The sequence below is a fragment of the Pseudarthrobacter xylosi genome (assembly GCF_055412765.1).
In genome coordinates this window covers 46,729-61,832 of record NZ_JBVAYT010000010.1, presented here as the reverse complement: position 1 = coordinate 61,832, position 15,104 = coordinate 46,729, and the positions used below count along the sequence as shown (strand labels likewise).

General features: G+C 58.9%; 13 protein-coding genes. 4 read left to right on the top strand and 9 right to left on the bottom strand.

The genetic code is table 11. The annotated features are described in order from the left end of the window. Nucleotides 1-22 precede the first annotated feature (22 nt). The 8 genes from ACZY1F_RS18515 to ACZY1F_RS18480 form a co-directional block, all read right to left on the bottom strand. The gene (locus ACZY1F_RS18515; RefSeq protein WP_463943761.1) at nt 23-1,909 is read right to left on the bottom strand and encodes a chorismate-binding protein; all 1,887 of its coding nucleotides are present in this window, start codon (nt 1,907-1,909) and stop codon (nt 23-25) included. Nucleotides 1,910-2,093: 184 nt separating this feature from the next. Further along, entirely contained in the window at nt 2,094-2,348 is a 255-nt protein-coding gene (locus ACZY1F_RS18510; protein WP_463943759.1) for a hypothetical protein, read from the bottom strand. A gap of 646 nt (nt 2,349-2,994) precedes the next feature. Further along, on the bottom strand, nt 2,995-4,389 hold the full coding sequence (locus tag ACZY1F_RS18505) for an FAD/NAD(P)-dependent oxidoreductase (RefSeq protein WP_463943758.1): 1,395 nt from the start codon (nt 4,387-4,389) through the stop codon (nt 2,995-2,997). Then, nucleotides 4,379-4,696: a (2Fe-2S)-binding protein gene (locus tag ACZY1F_RS18500; RefSeq protein ID WP_463943756.1), complete on the bottom strand. Its 318-nt coding sequence runs from the start codon at nt 4,694-4,696 to the stop codon at nt 4,379-4,381. Before ACZY1F_RS18500 ends, ACZY1F_RS18505 begins: the two co-directional genes overlap by 11 nt. Further along, on the bottom strand, nt 4,693-5,871 hold the full coding sequence (locus tag ACZY1F_RS18495; RefSeq protein WP_463943754.1) for an NAD(P)/FAD-dependent oxidoreductase: 1,179 nt from the start codon (nt 5,869-5,871) through the stop codon (nt 4,693-4,695). The genes ACZY1F_RS18500 and ACZY1F_RS18495 overlap by 4 nt, the downstream gene beginning before the upstream one ends. Before the next feature lie 353 nt (nt 5,872-6,224). Further along, complete coding sequence (locus tag ACZY1F_RS18490; RefSeq protein ID WP_463943752.1) at nt 6,225-7,124, bottom strand: dihydrodipicolinate synthase family protein; 900 nt, start codon at nt 7,122-7,124, stop codon at nt 6,225-6,227. Between the two features lie 224 nt (nt 7,125-7,348). After that, nucleotides 7,349-8,818, bottom strand: coding sequence for an aldehyde dehydrogenase family protein (locus ACZY1F_RS18485; RefSeq protein ID WP_463943750.1), 1,470 nt, complete (start codon nt 8,816-8,818; stop codon nt 7,349-7,351). Nucleotides 8,819-8,831: 13 nt separating this feature from the next. After that, nucleotides 8,832-9,527 carry a GntR family transcriptional regulator gene (locus ACZY1F_RS18480; RefSeq protein ID WP_463943748.1) on the bottom strand — a complete coding sequence of 232 codons (696 nt, stop codon included), beginning with the start codon at nt 9,525-9,527 and terminating at the stop codon, nt 8,832-8,834. Between the two features lie 567 nt (nt 9,528-10,094). Here ACZY1F_RS18480 and ACZY1F_RS18475 point away from each other — a divergent pair. The 3 genes from ACZY1F_RS18475 (at nt 10,095) to hpaH (ending at nt 12,698) form a co-directional block, all read left to right on the top strand. Further along, nucleotides 10,095-11,207 carry a D-2-hydroxyacid dehydrogenase gene (locus ACZY1F_RS18475; protein WP_463943935.1) on the top strand — a complete coding sequence of 371 codons (1,113 nt, stop codon included), beginning with the start codon at nt 10,095-10,097 and terminating at the stop codon, nt 11,205-11,207. Between the two features lie 173 nt (nt 11,208-11,380). Further along, nucleotides 11,381-11,794, top strand: coding sequence for a CBU_0592 family membrane protein (locus ACZY1F_RS18470; RefSeq protein ID WP_463943746.1), 414 nt, complete (start codon nt 11,381-11,383; stop codon nt 11,792-11,794). A 118-nt stretch (nt 11,795-11,912) separates the two neighbouring features. Further along, a complete protein-coding gene (gene hpaH, locus ACZY1F_RS18465; RefSeq protein WP_463943744.1) occupies nt 11,913-12,698 on the top strand; it encodes a 2-oxo-hept-4-ene-1,7-dioate hydratase in 786 nt (261 codons plus the stop codon). Between the two features lie 1,349 nt (nt 12,699-14,047). Here hpaH and ACZY1F_RS18460 read toward each other — a convergent pair. After that, nucleotides 14,048-14,311 (bottom strand): GlsB/YeaQ/YmgE family stress response membrane protein, encoded by a 264-nt coding sequence (locus ACZY1F_RS18460; protein ID WP_463943742.1) that lies wholly within the window; start codon nt 14,309-14,311, stop codon nt 14,048-14,050. Nucleotides 14,312-14,464: 153 nt separating this feature from the next. On the opposite strand from ACZY1F_RS18460, the gene ACZY1F_RS18455 reads away from it, so the two are divergent. Further along, the gene (locus ACZY1F_RS18455) at nt 14,465-14,638 is read left to right on the top strand and encodes a CsbD family protein (RefSeq protein WP_463943740.1); all 174 of its coding nucleotides are present in this window, start codon (nt 14,465-14,467) and stop codon (nt 14,636-14,638) included. Nucleotides 14,639-15,104 lie beyond the last annotated feature (466 nt).

Below are 15,104 nucleotides of genomic sequence, written 5' to 3'. Positions count from 1 at the left end.
GAACGGAAGCGGCAAGACTAAACTATCCCCCGGAACCATCGGTTCCAAGGGCCATATGGACGAGCCTTTCCAAGGTGGCGAGGCCGTCCGACGACAGGACCGATTCCAGGTGTCCTTGTATTGACGCGACCCCGGCTCCACGGAGCGCGGTGACGACTCCGTCAGTGTCGGAGATCTCAAGATAGAGACTGGGAGTGCGGGCCGCGGAGGGAGCGGTGACAGCACTGAAGGTGTTGTAGAACCCGATTCTGGCGGGTGACCCAAAGACGTCTACTTCAAGACGAACTCCTTGCCGGGGTGAGGGTAACGGCTCAACCTGCAGGCCGGAAAGCAGTGCCAGGATCTGGTGGCTAAGGCATACTGCCAACAGGGGCCTGCCAAGATCCAGCCGGGCACGAAGGAGATCACGAACGGTTTCCATCCGTTTGCTGGTGGTATCTCGGGCATCCCCAGGCCCGGGCCCGAACACCACAAGGTTCGGTGCGGTGATGTCTGTAACCGCGTCCCATCTGACCACCCTTACGGTCATCCCTAGATGGCGTAGCTGGTGTGCGAGCATTTCCGTGAACTGGTCCTCGCAGTCAATGACGAGAGCCTTTGTCCCAGTAAAGGGTGGTTGAGTTTCCCGATGCTGGGGTTCCAGCCAAAAGGTCGCTAGCTTTTCGTTGCGGCGCGACAGGGCCTCAGCTACACCCGGTTCGGAATTGAGGTCGATCTGAGGCGGCGTGATGCCCGAAGGTATCAGCCCCAGGGCTGAAAGCATTCCAGAGGCTTTAGCGTATGTCTCGGCGACTTCTTTTTCAGGGGAAGAAAGACGCACGAGTGTTGCTCCTGCTGAGACGGTGAGGAGTCCGGCATGGTCGATGTGAGCTGTGCGGATGAGGATGGGCGCGTCGAGTTCATAGGAGACGGTGCCGAGCTCGTTCCATTGCGCTTCAAACAGTGCGAGCACTCCCGAATAGTATCCCCGTCCGCCTTCCTCATAGCGTGCGATCACTGCACAGGCATTTTCCATCGGTGACCCTGTGACCGTAGGTGCAAACATCGTTGACCGAAGCACCTCTCGCAGGTCCATCGATGTCGTACCCTCCAACACGTATTCGGTATGGCTGAGCTTGGACATCTGCTTGAGGTAGGGGCCTTTGATGCGGCCGCCCGTAGGGCAAACGGCGCTCATCATTTTCATTTCCTCGTCGACGACCATGAAGAGTTCGTCGTTCTCCTTGCCGTCGGAAAGGAAAGCGAGAACATCCTCCGCCGTGGGCCCCTGAGCGGGATGACGAAGCGTCCCGGCGATAGGGTTCATCGTGACCAGTCCGTTCCTGACTGACACGTGGCACTCAGGTGAGGCACCCACGAGCGAGTGACCTGGTGTATGGACGGCAAATGTCCAGTGCGCACCCTGCTCCGCAGCCAGCAATGCGCGAAACCAATTTAGGACGGCAAGCGACGGGAGAAGTGAAGTGCTGCCCAGGAACGAACGGCGAATGACGAAGTTTGATCCTTCGCCGCTACCAATTTCGTCAGAGACGATGCGCTGGACGATTTCAGCATAGTCGTCGTCGCTCGTGTCGAAACCGAGCGACTCTACAGGAACGACGCTAAGGGGAAGAACGGCCAATGCATCAGAAAGGGGCATTGTCTCTCGCTCGGTGACAAGGAGGCATCGGAGTGGGTAGCCGTCGTCAGTTGCTTGGAATCCCCGCTCCCTTACTTGTCGAAAGGGTACGAGCGTCAGCACGTCGTGCGCATTTTGTCCCGCACCGAGAGGAATGTCCGACAGGCTCTCAACATCCACGACATCGCCAATCATTACATCAAGGTGTTCTGATTCTTGTCGTCGGATAATTGCGAACGCGAAGTTAGCGTCTTCGGCCGATTTCACAATGCGGGAAAGAAGTGAAGGCATTTGGTTCCTAAATATGGCCACGTTGCGACGCCTGGTGCCCAGTGTGCGCGTTGCTGCCGGTGAAGCGGGGCCAGGACGAGTCGCGATCGGCGCTCATTTTCTCTTGGCTGGTCCGCGATGGAATTATTAGTCTGTTAGCAGCTGTCCCGGGTTGTTGTTGCCTGCTCGGTTCGCGAACTGAGTATCAGTTGGGGTTTGCTGTCCCATTTGTCGCCCAGTTCGGTCCTTCTTGGAGTTTTTCGGGTTCAGCCCAGACCTCGTATCCTTCTGCTGCTTCGAACAGCGTCCGACCTCCGTTGTAGTCAGAGGACAGCCATAGCATTGAGGCGTCAGGCATTACTGCCTCGACGGTGCCGGTACGGACCAGCCGGCCGTCCATCCGGATCTCGACTTCCATTCCTGTCAGAACGCTCCAGTCGCGGCACCGGTACGACTTCATGGCGGTAGTTCCTTTTCCTCTATGGGTGACGTTATTAGTTTGAGCGGACGGAAAGTGCCGGGACACCCGTTGAGCGGTGGACTGAGCCTTAACCGGCTAGTAATAATTGCTAATGTAGCCCCCAAGTGGGGGATGCTCGTGCTTCGGTTTCCGTGAGCCGAGATGACCCACCAGTGTCCAGGTGACGATTTCGCCCTGGACCGCTGGCATTATGCTGCCTTCGGCAATATAGTGCCCATCTCCCTCCGTCCCGTCTGGAGTCCACCATCCATTCAGCGGGCAGTGTTCGCCGGTTTTCGCCATGGTGATCTGTGGCTTCCTGTTAGGGAGATGTTTGCGGGGAATACGCTTCTTCATCGTTGCTTTCAATCCGGGTTTTCGAGGTGACTGAGGCTGTGTTCTTGCCAAGTTGGCTGGAGAGGTAGGTGATGCCAGGTATGACGGGGTCGTCCTTTGTCTGGACCTGGCCAAACGCCCGCGCGGACGCCGTAGCGTCCGCGCGGTGGGTGCTTGTCCTGCGTGCCGAAGGGGGGAGTCTGCCCTCCGGCACTTCGCTGTTCAACGCGAACTGACCCCTGTTGTCGCCGGCAGGATCTCCGTCCGGCGTTCCTTGAGACCTCGATCAGGCACAAAGTTTGATTGCTGCTTAGCTGGGGTCCTCGGACCAGGCACCCATCCGAATAGGGGAGGAAGGAAACCGCGGAGCTGCTAGAAAATCAGACCCTTCCGGAATCCCCTCGTTCGCGAGGACGTCTTGGACGCCAGCCGAGCACATTCTCCCCTGGCACATGCCCATGCCGGCCCGCGTGCATAGTTTGACGTCCCGTCCCGTGGCGGCTTTTGTGCCTATGGACCCAATCGCAGTAACGATCTCGCGGAGGGATACTTCCTCACACCGGCATACGATGGTTTCCGGTGTCATCCACGCCGTTGACTTTCCGGCAGCCAGGGTAAACGAATCCAGGGCGCTACGGAACCCGGCAAGTCGCTTCAGCTTCCAGCGGGTTCGTAGCGTGTGCAGCGCAGCTCCACTGGCTTCCTCGTGGCCTAGATCGCCGGCCGCGGTGCGACCGACGATTTCGCCCTCCATTGAAGCGACTTCGGCCCCAGCGACGCCGGCGCAGTCACCTGCTGCATAGACCAGCGAACGGCTGGTTCGAAGGAACCGATCGCGGATTGGGCTCCATCCCCCGGTTAGCGCCCTATATTCTAGAGAGCACCCGAGCAGATCCAGCAGTTGGACGGAAGAGGAGAATCCTTGATTCATCAAAATCGAATCGACTTCGAACTCTCTTGTCTTACCGGGAATTGGCTTCGATTCGCTGTCCAAAGCAGAGACGACTGCACGCTCAACTTTTCCGTTTCCGCTGATCTCTGTGACCGCATGGCCTACAAGGTAAGGCACACCGGCCCGACGTAGTGTGTTGAGGTAGCCCAAGCCCTCAAGCATCACGCTGGGGGAAAGGGCAAACCTTGGCGCGGCCTGGCCCAATTGCCGGATGGACGGTTTGAAGTTCTCGACCACGGCCGCAACTTGGACTCCCTGTGCGATGAGGTCGGCTGCGACGGCAAGCTGTAGCGGCCCGTTGCCACTAAGCAAAACCGGTCCTGCAGGCACAACGCCACTGCCCTTCAGGAAAGCCTGAGCTGCACCGGCCGTCATGACGCCCGGCAAAGTCCAACCAGGTACCGGCAGGACTCTTTCGTATGTCCCCGTCGCGATAATCACCGACTGGGCTTCTACGTCCTCGACTCTGCCGTTGTGAACGATTCGGAGATTGTTCTCGTTGTCGGCCCAAATGCAGGTCGCGGCGCCCCAGAACTCGATGTCCTGGGCCTCGAACTCCCGCCTGAGACGGCTTTCAAGGGGTTTCATCTTGCGGGACCGAGCGACCCCAGGATCATTACTTCGGCGGAATATCTGGCCCCCAGGCTGCTGATTCTCATCAACAACAGTCACTCGGGCGCCGCATTTGGATGCAGCAACCGCTGCAGCCATTCCGGCCGGCCCTGCACCAATCACTACCAGTTCACGCTTCATTCTTATCCTCATCGCCAAGGCGGCGAACGGTCGCACCGTCGACGCAGGGGGTCATGCACGACCGCACGGTTCCGACGCCGTCGAGCTGGACGATGCATTCAAAACAAGATCCCATGCCGCAAAATGCAGTACGGGGCTGGTGACGCCACGGCGTAGATCGGGTGCTGACGAATCCGTTCGCCAACATTGCAGCTGCGAGGCTCTCCCCCGCGTAGGCGTATAGTTCCTGACCGTCAACTTCCAATCGAACTTCTTCAGTTTCACGCCCATAGACCCGGCGTGCCAGGGGTTCGCGATCCTCTTTCATTTGGAAACCTCCGAGCTCAGGAAGCGGTCAACATTGAGGGCATCTGTGGGCAGGTCAGTGAACCCATCCCGCACAAGATCACTGACGATCCTGGCTGTAACGGGAGCCAGAGCTATACCTTCGCCTTCATGCCCCGTCGCGAGAATGTAGCCGGGGACCTTTGTCGTTCCGACGATCGGACGGCCGTCAGGAGTCCACGGGCGCAAACCAGCGAACGCTCGTATCACGTTGACGGAGGCTAGGTCAGGTATGAACGTGAGTGCGCGTCTAACGATCGCATCGACAATTTCCAGCGGAACTGTTGTTGAATCCCCGCGGAAAACCCTGCTTGAGCCCAGAAGCAGGTTGCCCCTGAAGGTTGGCTCGGCGATGAAACCAATTCCATAGGGGTCAGCATCTGATTGGCTCGATGGGCCCTTGGCGGAGATGTATCCAGCTTCGGTAACGTTGCGCCGGAGGAAACCAGGGACGGGCTCCGTGACAACGATAACCCCGTGCCTTGACCGAATCGGCAGCGGGACGCCGATCGCTTCCGACACCGGGGGCGACCAAACCCCCATGCAATTAATTACCCAGCGCGCCTTGACAACTCCCGCGTCAGTGTCCACGCCGGAGACTTTGCCTTGACTGTCAAGGAGTATTTCCTTGACGGAGGTGCCGGAATGAAACGTGGCTCCCTTAGCCCTCGCCCCCTCCAGTAACGAATTCACGAACGCCGGGGGGTAGACAGAGATGTCTTCGTCGCATTCCAGCGCCGCAGTGACCTTCGGCCCGATGCGTGGCTCGGCGGCCGTGATTTGTTCCTTTTCGAGAACACGCGCCGCCACCCCCCGATCTTTCAGGAAGGTCACCCTGTCATTCAGAGTATTTTTGTCCGCTTCATCGGTGTAAAGGTAGAGACTGCCTTCCCGCTCATAAGAAAACGGAAGCTCCAGTTCCGAGGAAAGCTTCTCGAAAAGGCGAAGGCTCTCCTGTGCAAGAAGGAGCATGTCCTCCTTCGTTTTGGTTGCCAGCAGGAGATTGCCTTCACATCGGCCTGACGTGCCGGATCCGGGGCCGCCTCGCTCGATGACAGCAACCCGTGCCCCGTCACGCGCCAGGAAGTACGCCACTGCCGCGCCGACGGCCCCGCACCCCAAGACGGCAACATCGACGGTATCGAGGACCTTGCTCATTCGGACGCCCCCGATTGTGTTGACTTTGTCTGGCCGTGGAGTAGTTGGGAGGTTCCCATGATGTATGCGCTTCCGGGGAGATAAGAAAGGACTGACTGATGTGAACGGCCAACCGCGCGGGTCCGGTGAGAATCGCTGCCCAGAACCGTAAAGCTGGAAGTGCCCTGATTCATAAACATGTTGCCTCGTTCCTTGACCTGACACGGTGCTGTGCAGGGCCACGATAGGCCGCCCCGGTAGCGAGGGACCAAGCGTCTCTCGCTACCGGGGTCGACTCAACATCCTGAAAGAAACCAGGGCCAGCCGCAGACCCGTGGATAACGCGATTTTTGTTCACGATGTTCCCAGTTGGATTAGACCTCGACGTCGACCAATGTGTCGAGGAATTTGTCGATTTCAAGGGCAAAACTGCCCGAGACCGTGGCGATGGGCAACCGAGGAACGCCGCCTTCCAGACCACGGTAGTTCATCGCGTACTTGAGCACTGCGTAAGGCACTCCCTCCCAGGCGTACATCAGTCGGTAGAGCTCCTGGAGCTTCTCAGTCCCCCGGTGAGCTTCTTCCCAGTCATTGCGCGTCGCTGCTTCGTAAGTGCGGTTCACAAGGTCCGGCAGTACCTGGTGGGCCATGCTCATCACGCCAGACCCACCTGCTACCAAGGTCGGCGAAATAAGCGTGTCCATGCCGGTGAAAATGGTGAGTTCGGGGTGGGCGCTGCGAGCCTTGCTGACGAACTCGAGATCACGTGAGCTGTCCTTCAAGGCAATTACACCGCACTTCTCGATCAAGGTGGAGAGAAGAGCGGCATCGAAAGTGACGCCGGTGCGCTTGGGGTTGTTATAAGCGACGATGGGCAGGCCCGAGGCCTGGTGGACCGAAGCGAAGAAGTCAATAACTTCGCCATGGCTCGGGGTTACAAAGATCGGCGGAAGCAGAAGGAGTGCATCTGCGCCTGCAGCGGCCAGCTTCGCAGCCAGTGCACCAGTCGATCGAGTGGTGACGTCCAAAGCGTTCGCTCCAGCAACAACCGGCTTATCTGCCGGCAACACTGACTTGGCGATTCGAACGAGATTGATTCGCTCTTCATCGGTGAGAGAGTAAAACTCTCCTGTTGCGCCGGCCACGAGCACACCGGTAGCGCCACCCTCGTCCGCCCTTACGACATGCTTTTCGAAGGCAGCATAGTCGACTTCTTCGTTCTCAGTGAACGGCGTGATCATAACGGAATTAACGCCGCCTGGAATGGTTTTCATCTAATTCTCTTTCCTGTGTACTTACCGGTAGTCGACCGATAACGGAATTACGTTTTTGTGTGATGGCGGTTTCAAAAGCATCAAGAGGTGTACTTTGTCCGTGCCCGGCGGTGTGCGAGTCCGTGGACTGTTGGGTTCCCGGACGGCCCGTGTTGCCTCCGAGAGGTTTCCGGGCCGCCCAGCGGCCTCCAGAGCTGAGCCCCGTCTAGTGGAGAAGGGGGCTCTTAGTTGCTGGGGAACTTGATGCAGGTATTCTTTGCCCAGGTGTATGCACGCAGGGCCTCGATGCCTTTTTCGCGCCCATGGCCGCTGTCCTTTACGCCCCCAAAGGGGATCGCCGGACCGTTTCCGCTGGAAAGGCAGTTGACGTAAACCTGGCCAGCCTCAAGCTGGGAGCTGACCTTGAAGGCAACGTCGATGTCGCGAGTCCAAACACTGGCCGTCAGACCATAATCGGTGCCGTTGGCAATGCTGACAGCTTCCTCGACGCCCTTGAAAGGAATAACGCACAGGACAGGCCCGAAAATCTCCTCGCGGGCGATCGTCATGGTCGGCTTGACGCCGGTAAACAGAGTGGGTTCCAAGAACCACCCTTTATCCAGGGGTGAGCTTTGGAGCCTGTTGCCGCCGAACGCCAGGTGCGCGCCTTCTTCTTTCGCGGTCCTAATATGACCCTCCACTCGCGCCAGCTGCTTTTCTGAAATCAGCGGGCCCAGGTCGGGGTCCTCGAACGCCGAACCCACTGTCAGCTCTTTGTACAGGGCGACAATTCGTTCTACCAGTGCATCGTGGATGGTCTCATCGACGAGCACGCGGGTAATGGCATCACAACTCTGTCCGGAGACTTCGATGGACGAGGCAACAACTTCCTTAGCAACTGTGTCAAGGTCAGCATCTGCGAAGACAACGGCAGGTGACTTGCCGCCAAGTTCAAGGATGCTGGGCTTGTTGTTTCCAGCAGCGGCAATGGCAACCTTGCGTCCGGTTGCCACCGAACCCGTAAAGGTCACCAGATTGACATCAGGGTGTGCGGCCAACGGCGCGCCGCAGGCCTCGCCTCCGCCGTGAAGAACGTTTACAACCCCGGGAGGGAGGATCTGTGAATTTCCCAGCAGGCCCGCAAAGAGAGCAATACTTAGGGGCGCTTCCTGGGGCGTCTTGACGACTACCGTGTTTCCCGCAGCCAGAGCGACAGCCAGGCTCCTTGCAGCGATCATGAAGGGGAAGTTCCAAGGAACGATTTGTGCGCTGACTCCGATTGGTTCACGGGTCACAAAATCGAGCATCCCGGGTGCCAGGGGAATCTGATCGCCATAGATTTTGTCCGAAATACCGCCGTAGTACTCGAAGTAGCGCGCCGCGGTGGATACATCCCCCCGAGCCAAGCTGATCGCCTTGCCCGTATCCAGTGCCTCCGCCTCAACCAAGGCTTCCGCATTCTCCAGGATGAGATCGCGGATCTGGAAGAGCTTACGCGACCTTTCCAACGGGGTGACCTTTCCCCACTCCCCGCTCAGCGCCTTACGGGCAGCATTTACTGCCTGGTCGACGTCCGCGGCCGTGGCTTTGGCAAATGTTCCGACAACTTCACCGTTGGCCGGGTTTAGGGACTGGAACTGCTCACTGGAGAGACCGGGAGTTTCCTCATTCCCGATCCAAAGCCCGAAGGACTTAGTGTCTGCCAAGGTTGTCATAGAGAAATTCCCATCAAATAGTGGTTTGGTGATGCCGTGTTTCGGCGTCGGGGGGTGGGTAGATGGAGCCGCGAATGTGTGCCGTCATGGTTCCAGGGGCTTTTGTCACATCGCCGGCGTCAATGGTCGCAATGATGGAGGCATGATCGTCTGCGATAAGGGACGGATCGACCGATTCTTCTGTGTACCGGTTGATGATGAGCCGTACTTGGTCCGCGACAGTGTCATAGGCCCTCACCAGCGCCGGATTTCCGGCCAGACGCACGAGTTCAACATGGAACTTCATGTCATGATCCAGAACATCTCCAGAAGCGTTCTCACTGGCAGCAGAGCGCATGCGCTGGACATGCTCCCTGAGTACGTCAACTGGCTTGCCGGACCGGACCACAGCGGCCAGGGCAGCCACCTCCAGAGACGTGCGGACTTCGTACACGTGGGAGATCTCAGCGCGCGCAAAACTACGAACACGTCGGCTTCCGTTTGGAAGTTTCTCGATCAGGCCCCTGCCCTCCAGCAGTGACAGGGCCTCCCTGACCGGGCCCCGGCTGACCCCAAACCGCTCCGCCAGTTGCGGCTCGGACAACTCATAACCAGGAGGGAACTCCCCGGCGAAGATAGCCTCGCGGGTGCGTTCCATCACCTGCCGCCTCAGGGTCGTCGCCCGCGTCAACAGGTCGATTCTCGGTGAGGAGTCGAGCACTGCTGTCATTAGCTGTTCTTCCTTCGGTTGTGAGGAGTCCACGAGGAGCCCGCGTCCGGCCCACTCTCAACTTTACCTCCAGACAGTTATCTGTCAACAGGTTGCTGTCATCGATGCCATTGCCAAGGCCTTGGGGCATGAGCGTCCAAAAGGGGTCCCGTTGCGCAAGCAAGATGCGGAAGCTGACTCACCTTGTGGGAGCGCTTGTCGCAGAAGGGCGCCCGTAGGTCTTCCGCCGGTTCTATGCAACAGCTGGCGAAGACCACCGGAATGCCCCTCCTCCCGGCAAGCTCCGCGTTAGGGCTCTTCTGGACGGGGCGCCGAGTCAAAGCGCCTGCCGGCCACGGCCAGCACTGCCAAGACACCGCTCTGTCGCAGCGCCGTGCCCGCGTGCGCGATCATGACGGCTCAGTTCGGGAGATGGGTGTCTCGGCTTCGGACTGCTCCCCTAGGTTTACCCGGTGAGACCTGACGACAGACTACTGTTGACAGGCGGATGCGTCCGTCGACATGATGGGATGCACGTCCAGCCTCCAGGACCGGCTCCATTAAAAAAATAAAAGGCGAGTGGGTTTGATGACAGTGCATGATTCCGCGCAGGTGCGAGCCGTAGAGGGAAGCGGCGCTGACTCGACCACTGGCGTGGTGGACCAGATAGGAATCGGGTTTCGACTGGATGACGCGTTGGTGGCCCGGATCGCCGAGGCCTTCCCTGCTATTCCGATCATTCATCGACCGGAATTGCTACCTCCCCGGCGGTATCCCTGCGACCACATCGGCGACATTACTCAAGTCAGACCGGGGTACGAAAAGGCAATCCAAGAGGCATTCTCCGGAGCCACGGTGCTACTGGGCACACCACTTCAGGGACACGAAAGCCTACGCGAGATAGTCATGAGATGGTGCCCTCAACTGAGGTGGATCCAAGGAACAGCCTCAGGCTTTGGGGAAACCATAGAAGCAGCCTCACTCCCGACATGGGCAACACAGCAGGTGGCCTTCACCACGGCAGCTGGTATCCACGCGCAACAACTTGCCGAATGGGCTTTGCTATCCCTGATGTACTTCCGTAAAGACGTACCGCAAGTCCTTCAGGATCAAAAAGAGCGGCAATGGCGCACACGGGCGTTCGATGAATTAAGCGATTCAACAGTCTTGGTGCTTGGCCTCGGTAATGTCGGCCGGAGGGTGGCAGAAGTGTGCACCTCCATGGGAATGCGGGTCATAGGTGTTGGTGGAGGCTCTCCCGAAGACGAGTTTTGGCATATCGGGGAAACAGACGACGTAAGCGTCCTCCGTGGACTCGTACTCAAAAGCGATGCCGTTGTCCTCTGTCTGCCGCAGACGACGAAGACAACTGGGTTGTTTTCCAGCACCCTCATCGACGCACTTCCCCCTCACGGAATCGTGGTGAATATAGGTAGAGGCACCACAATCGATAACGACGCACTGGCACTTGCATTGTCCGAAGGCCGTTTGCGCGGAGCTGCTTTGGATGTGACCTCACCCGAACCACTGCCCGCAAACCATCAGCTTTGGACCCTGCCCAATGTTCTGGTTTCATCGCACAGCGCCGCGCTAAGCACTCGCGAGGACGAACGACTAGTGGATTTGTTTATTGAGAATATTGCCCGATACCTGTCTGGCGATGCCCTGATCAACCGTATCGATACACGAGGTCACAACTGAATTCCCAGACCTTCCCTTCGGAAATCCCACAATTCACATAGGTGGGTTAACTGCTCAATATTGGCCCCTCTCTCCGACAGCGCCCAAGCCCTGGCTACGGTTTGATTCTGGCCACTCCCCCAAAGCCCTACTTCGCGACCGTCGGCTAAACCGCTACCACTGGAAGGACACGAATGGAACTGCTATGGGAAATCGCAGGCTGGACAGGGGCAGCCACGATACTCGGAGCGTTCATGGCTGTCTCATTAAATTGGATACAACCGGGCCGCGGCTTTCAGATAGCAAACCTTCTTGGCGCTTGTGCCTTTATAGTCAATGGGGTCTTCCACCACGCCTGGCCGTCGGTAGTCTCCAACATCGCGTGGACCCTAATTTCCGCCTATGCGCTCCTCCGTATGCATACGTCCACGAAGCCGCTCCCACCAACTGCTGATGATGTCCTTACGGTCCACTTCCCGGGCGTACCCGACACCGGACAGTTTGCCGCGGTTGAGCGCCAAAGCGGTCCGAAGAGGAAAGAACCGCTGCCACCTTCGGCCCAAACCGGCCAATCCACCGACCAGGACCGCACCCCCGGCCTCCATTGACGCCACAAACATCACGCAGTGCAAAGGCGAGAAGCTCTCAGATAGTGCGCTCCCGGCGTAACGCGTACACACGTTAATTCCACGACGACTGACCGTTCAACACACAAGGAGCGTAGCCATGCTTGACCCGAAGACTATTGAGGCCATTGCCGACGAATTAGTGGAGGCCGGTCGGCGCCGCACTCCGGTTCCTCTCCTGACCGCACGCTACCCACAAATGACCGTCGAGGACTCCTACGCCGTCCAGCAGCTGTGGCGGCGCCGGAACGAGGAAGCCGGCCGGACCCTGGTGGGTCGCAAGATCGGTCTCACGTCCAAGGCCATGCAGGACGCCACCGGCATCACCGAACCGGACTACGGCGCCATCTTTGACGACATGGTGCTCGAAACCGGCTGCTCGGTGGAATGGGAGCAGTACACCCATCCGCGCGTGGAGGTGGAACTCGCTTTCGTGCTGAAGAACGGGCTGAAAGGCCCCGGCTGCACCATCTTCGACGTCCTAAACGCCACAGACTATGTAGTTCCGGCCCTCGAGATCCTAGATTCCAGGATCGAGATGGAGGGCCGGACCATCGTGGACACTATCTCCGACAACGCCGCCATGGGTGCCATGGTGATCGGCGGCCGCCCAGTGAAGCCCGACGCCGTGGACCTGCGCTGGGTCTCTGCCATCCTGTACAAGAACCAGAGGATAGAGGAAACCGGCGTGGCAGCCGCCGTCCTGGACCACCCGGCCAACGGCGTACACTGGCTGGTCAACAAAATCGCCGCGCACGGTGATTCACTCAAGGCCGGCGATATCATCCTGGCCGGCTCCTTTACCGGCCCGCTCTGGGTCCACAAGGGTGACACCGTCCACGCTGACTACGGACCCCTCGGGAGTGTGACATGCCGCTTCGGATAGGAGGACACGTTCCGGCAGGCCCTCGCCGCTGAGGGCCCTCCGCTGAGTGGCATGTGTGGTCTGTTCTGGCAGCCGGTTGGTCGCGAGGTTTGGGCCCCTCCGCCTCGCCGCATCCATGGGCCTCAGGAACACCCGCGAGGTGCCGGTCGCCCTCGAACACTGCTTCGCCGCCGCGCAAAGCCGTCTAATTCGGTGAAGAAGGCCTCAAAGCCCTCGGGTCCCTAAGGTCATAAGCGACAAAGGTGGCCAAAGATAGACCCGGTGCGCCGACGCGTACAGTGTCCTACTCCCTTTTACTGTCACAGGAACCCCCTGATAATAATGAAGCCCCTTACTCAAAAAAGAGGCCAGTTCGTCGCCGAGGACCAAGGCTCCCCCATCTCGGCCCCTGGACCGCTGCAGCAGTTCATGAGTGAAAGCATTGTGGTCGTCCTCGGCGTGATGTATCCAAGCGTCCTCCCTCCGCCTGTCCACGCTAGACCTCACCATGATTCGGCGAAGCTACCTCTTGGCTTAGCCACCGGCCAGCGGATAACAGACCTCATCTTTTACGACCCGTTCTCTTCCAACGGAAACGATGAGAGCGTTCCCCTGTCACCGATGTATCGAAAGAAAATGCGCGCCGAGTACATGAGTCGTAGTGAGGCGCTGAAAGCTGTCGCCCGCGATCTCGCGATGCTTTCATTGCGACAACGCAGGTAGTCCCATGTTCTCGACCGACTTAATTTTCAGACCCACCAGATCTTCCTTGAACGCCACATCCCCTGCCGGACGAATCAGGGAGGCTTCGTGATGACGCCGATTTCATTCGAAATCTTCGACTGGAACGGGCTCAAACGTGGAGATGCGGTTGAGGTTCTCGATAACGGCCTTGTCATTTCATGCGGGATTATCGAATACCTATCCCTTGAGCAGGGCATCCTCCGCCTCCAGCTGTCATATGGAAGAGCTAGCCAAACGTTCCGTCAGAAGGACGGCTGGCAGGTTCGCACAATGTCCCGATAGCATAAGCAGGTCGGTGACGCCAGCTTCTGTGGTGGCAGCGTCACTGGCTCAGCTCATGCCAAGGTAGGGCACACCCCAACCTGACGTCAGGTTGGCGCCTCAACGGCGTCAGAATAGGGCCCGATTCTGCTTTTCTGACAATGCCGAGAGTAGGTCACGGATTCAACCCTGACACTACCGGTGGATCCCCTCAGCTGGCCGCCGAACAGGGGTGGCCTGTTCAGGGCGGGTGAGCGTTCACCCGGGTTGACTCGCACCGGCTACTTCACCGGTGAAGGGGGCGTGGGTCCCCCGCCCGGCTACCGACATTGGGTTGTCGGTATTCCGTGGCTTGGCTGTCCGGGTCAGGCGTGGCTCCTGCGGGTCACTGCCCCGTAGATTCCCAAGACGATGAGGGCGCCAAGAATGGACAGCAGCCAGGTCCTGAGGTCGAAGAAGTCCGCGAGGCCTCCCCCGAAGATCAGTGAGCCGATCCATCCGCCGAGGATCGCTCCGACGACGCCCAGAACCAGGGTGATCAGCCAGCCCCCGCCTTGCCGGCCGGGGAGTATGGCTTTGGCGATGGCTCCCGCAATCAGGCCGAGCAGAAGAAATCCGAGAATGCCCATGACGCACTTCCTTTCAAAGGACCATCAGCGTCGTAGTGGCGCTATGGACACGATTTAATCAGCATGCTTAGCATCTTGCAAGGATCCGATTTATGATGAGTGGGTGAGCCGCAGGCAGTCCGCAGGCGGCAACGAACCTGAGGAAGTGGCACTGTGGGTTTGGACGACAAGATCGGGAACGCCGCTGAGAAGCTTGGCGGCAAGGGCAAGGAAGCTGCCGGTGAAGCCAAAGACGATCCGGGCCTGAAAGCCGAAGGCAAGGGCGACCAGGCCAAGGCAGATCTGAAACAGGCCGGCGAGAAGGTCAAGGACGCCTTCAAGAAGTAACGGCTCGGGGAAGGGTGGGGCCCGAACACGGGCGGCACCCTTCCTGCACGTACGGACAGTAGCAGGCGGCCCCGCCAGGCTGACGTACCGGTAATGGCCCGTAACGGGTCGCACCGCCGTTATCCCAGCCCCTTACCGAGGTATCCCCTGGAAGACCCACATGCACCCGTTGACCTCAACTTTTACCGTCCTTGCTGCGGCTATGCTCTGGGTCGGATTCACCTCGAGCATGCTTGCCTTTCTCGGCGCGCTGAACGTTGCTGCGGGCTCATAAAAGGAGTGCCGTCGGTCCAACGCGCAGGCATGGGAGCATAAGCCGAGAGACAGAAGTACGGCGCGGGCGTCCCCGGCGTGGGTAGCTCTGCTTGTCCCACGCGTCCGCTGGCAAGGCATGAACGCTCCTTCCTCACACCCCGGCAGACGGGACATCTGACCGGGCAGTATTTCGCATTCCGGCTATGGCCTT

Excerpts from the sequence above, each read along its gene's own strand:
- ACZY1F_RS18515 (WP_463943761.1), bottom strand. The coding sequence starts at position 1,909 with ATGCCTTCACTTCTTTCCCGCATTGTGAAATCGGCCGAAGACGCTAAC.
- ACZY1F_RS18510 (WP_463943759.1), bottom strand. The coding sequence starts at position 2,348 with ATGAAGTCGTACCGGTGCCGCGACTGGAGCGTTCTGACAGGAATGGAA.
- ACZY1F_RS18505 (WP_463943758.1), bottom strand. The coding sequence starts at position 4,389 with ATGAAGCGTGAACTGGTAGTGATTGGTGCAGGGCCGGCCGGAATGGCT.
- ACZY1F_RS18500 (WP_463943756.1), bottom strand. The coding sequence starts at position 4,696 with ATGAAAGAGGATCGCGAACCCCTGGCACGCCGGGTCTATGGGCGTGAA.
- ACZY1F_RS18495 (WP_463943754.1), bottom strand. The coding sequence starts at position 5,871 with ATGAGCAAGGTCCTCGATACCGTCGATGTTGCCGTCTTGGGGTGCGGG.
- ACZY1F_RS18490 (WP_463943752.1), bottom strand. The coding sequence starts at position 7,124 with ATGAAAACCATTCCAGGCGGCGTTAATTCCGTTATGATCACGCCGTTC.
- ACZY1F_RS18485 (WP_463943750.1), bottom strand. The coding sequence starts at position 8,818 with ATGACAACCTTGGCAGACACTAAGTCCTTCGGGCTTTGGATCGGGAAT.
- ACZY1F_RS18480 (WP_463943748.1), bottom strand. The coding sequence starts at position 9,527 with ATGACAGCAGTGCTCGACTCCTCACCGAGAATCGACCTGTTGACGCGG.
- ACZY1F_RS18475 (WP_463943935.1), top strand. The coding sequence starts at position 10,095 with ATGACAGTGCATGATTCCGCGCAGGTGCGAGCCGTAGAGGGAAGCGGC.
- ACZY1F_RS18470 (WP_463943746.1), top strand. The coding sequence starts at position 11,381 with ATGGAACTGCTATGGGAAATCGCAGGCTGGACAGGGGCAGCCACGATA.
- hpaH (WP_463943744.1), top strand. The coding sequence starts at position 11,913 with ATGCTTGACCCGAAGACTATTGAGGCCATTGCCGACGAATTAGTGGAG.
- ACZY1F_RS18460 (WP_463943742.1), bottom strand. The coding sequence starts at position 14,311 with ATGGGCATTCTCGGATTTCTTCTGCTCGGCCTGATTGCGGGAGCCATC.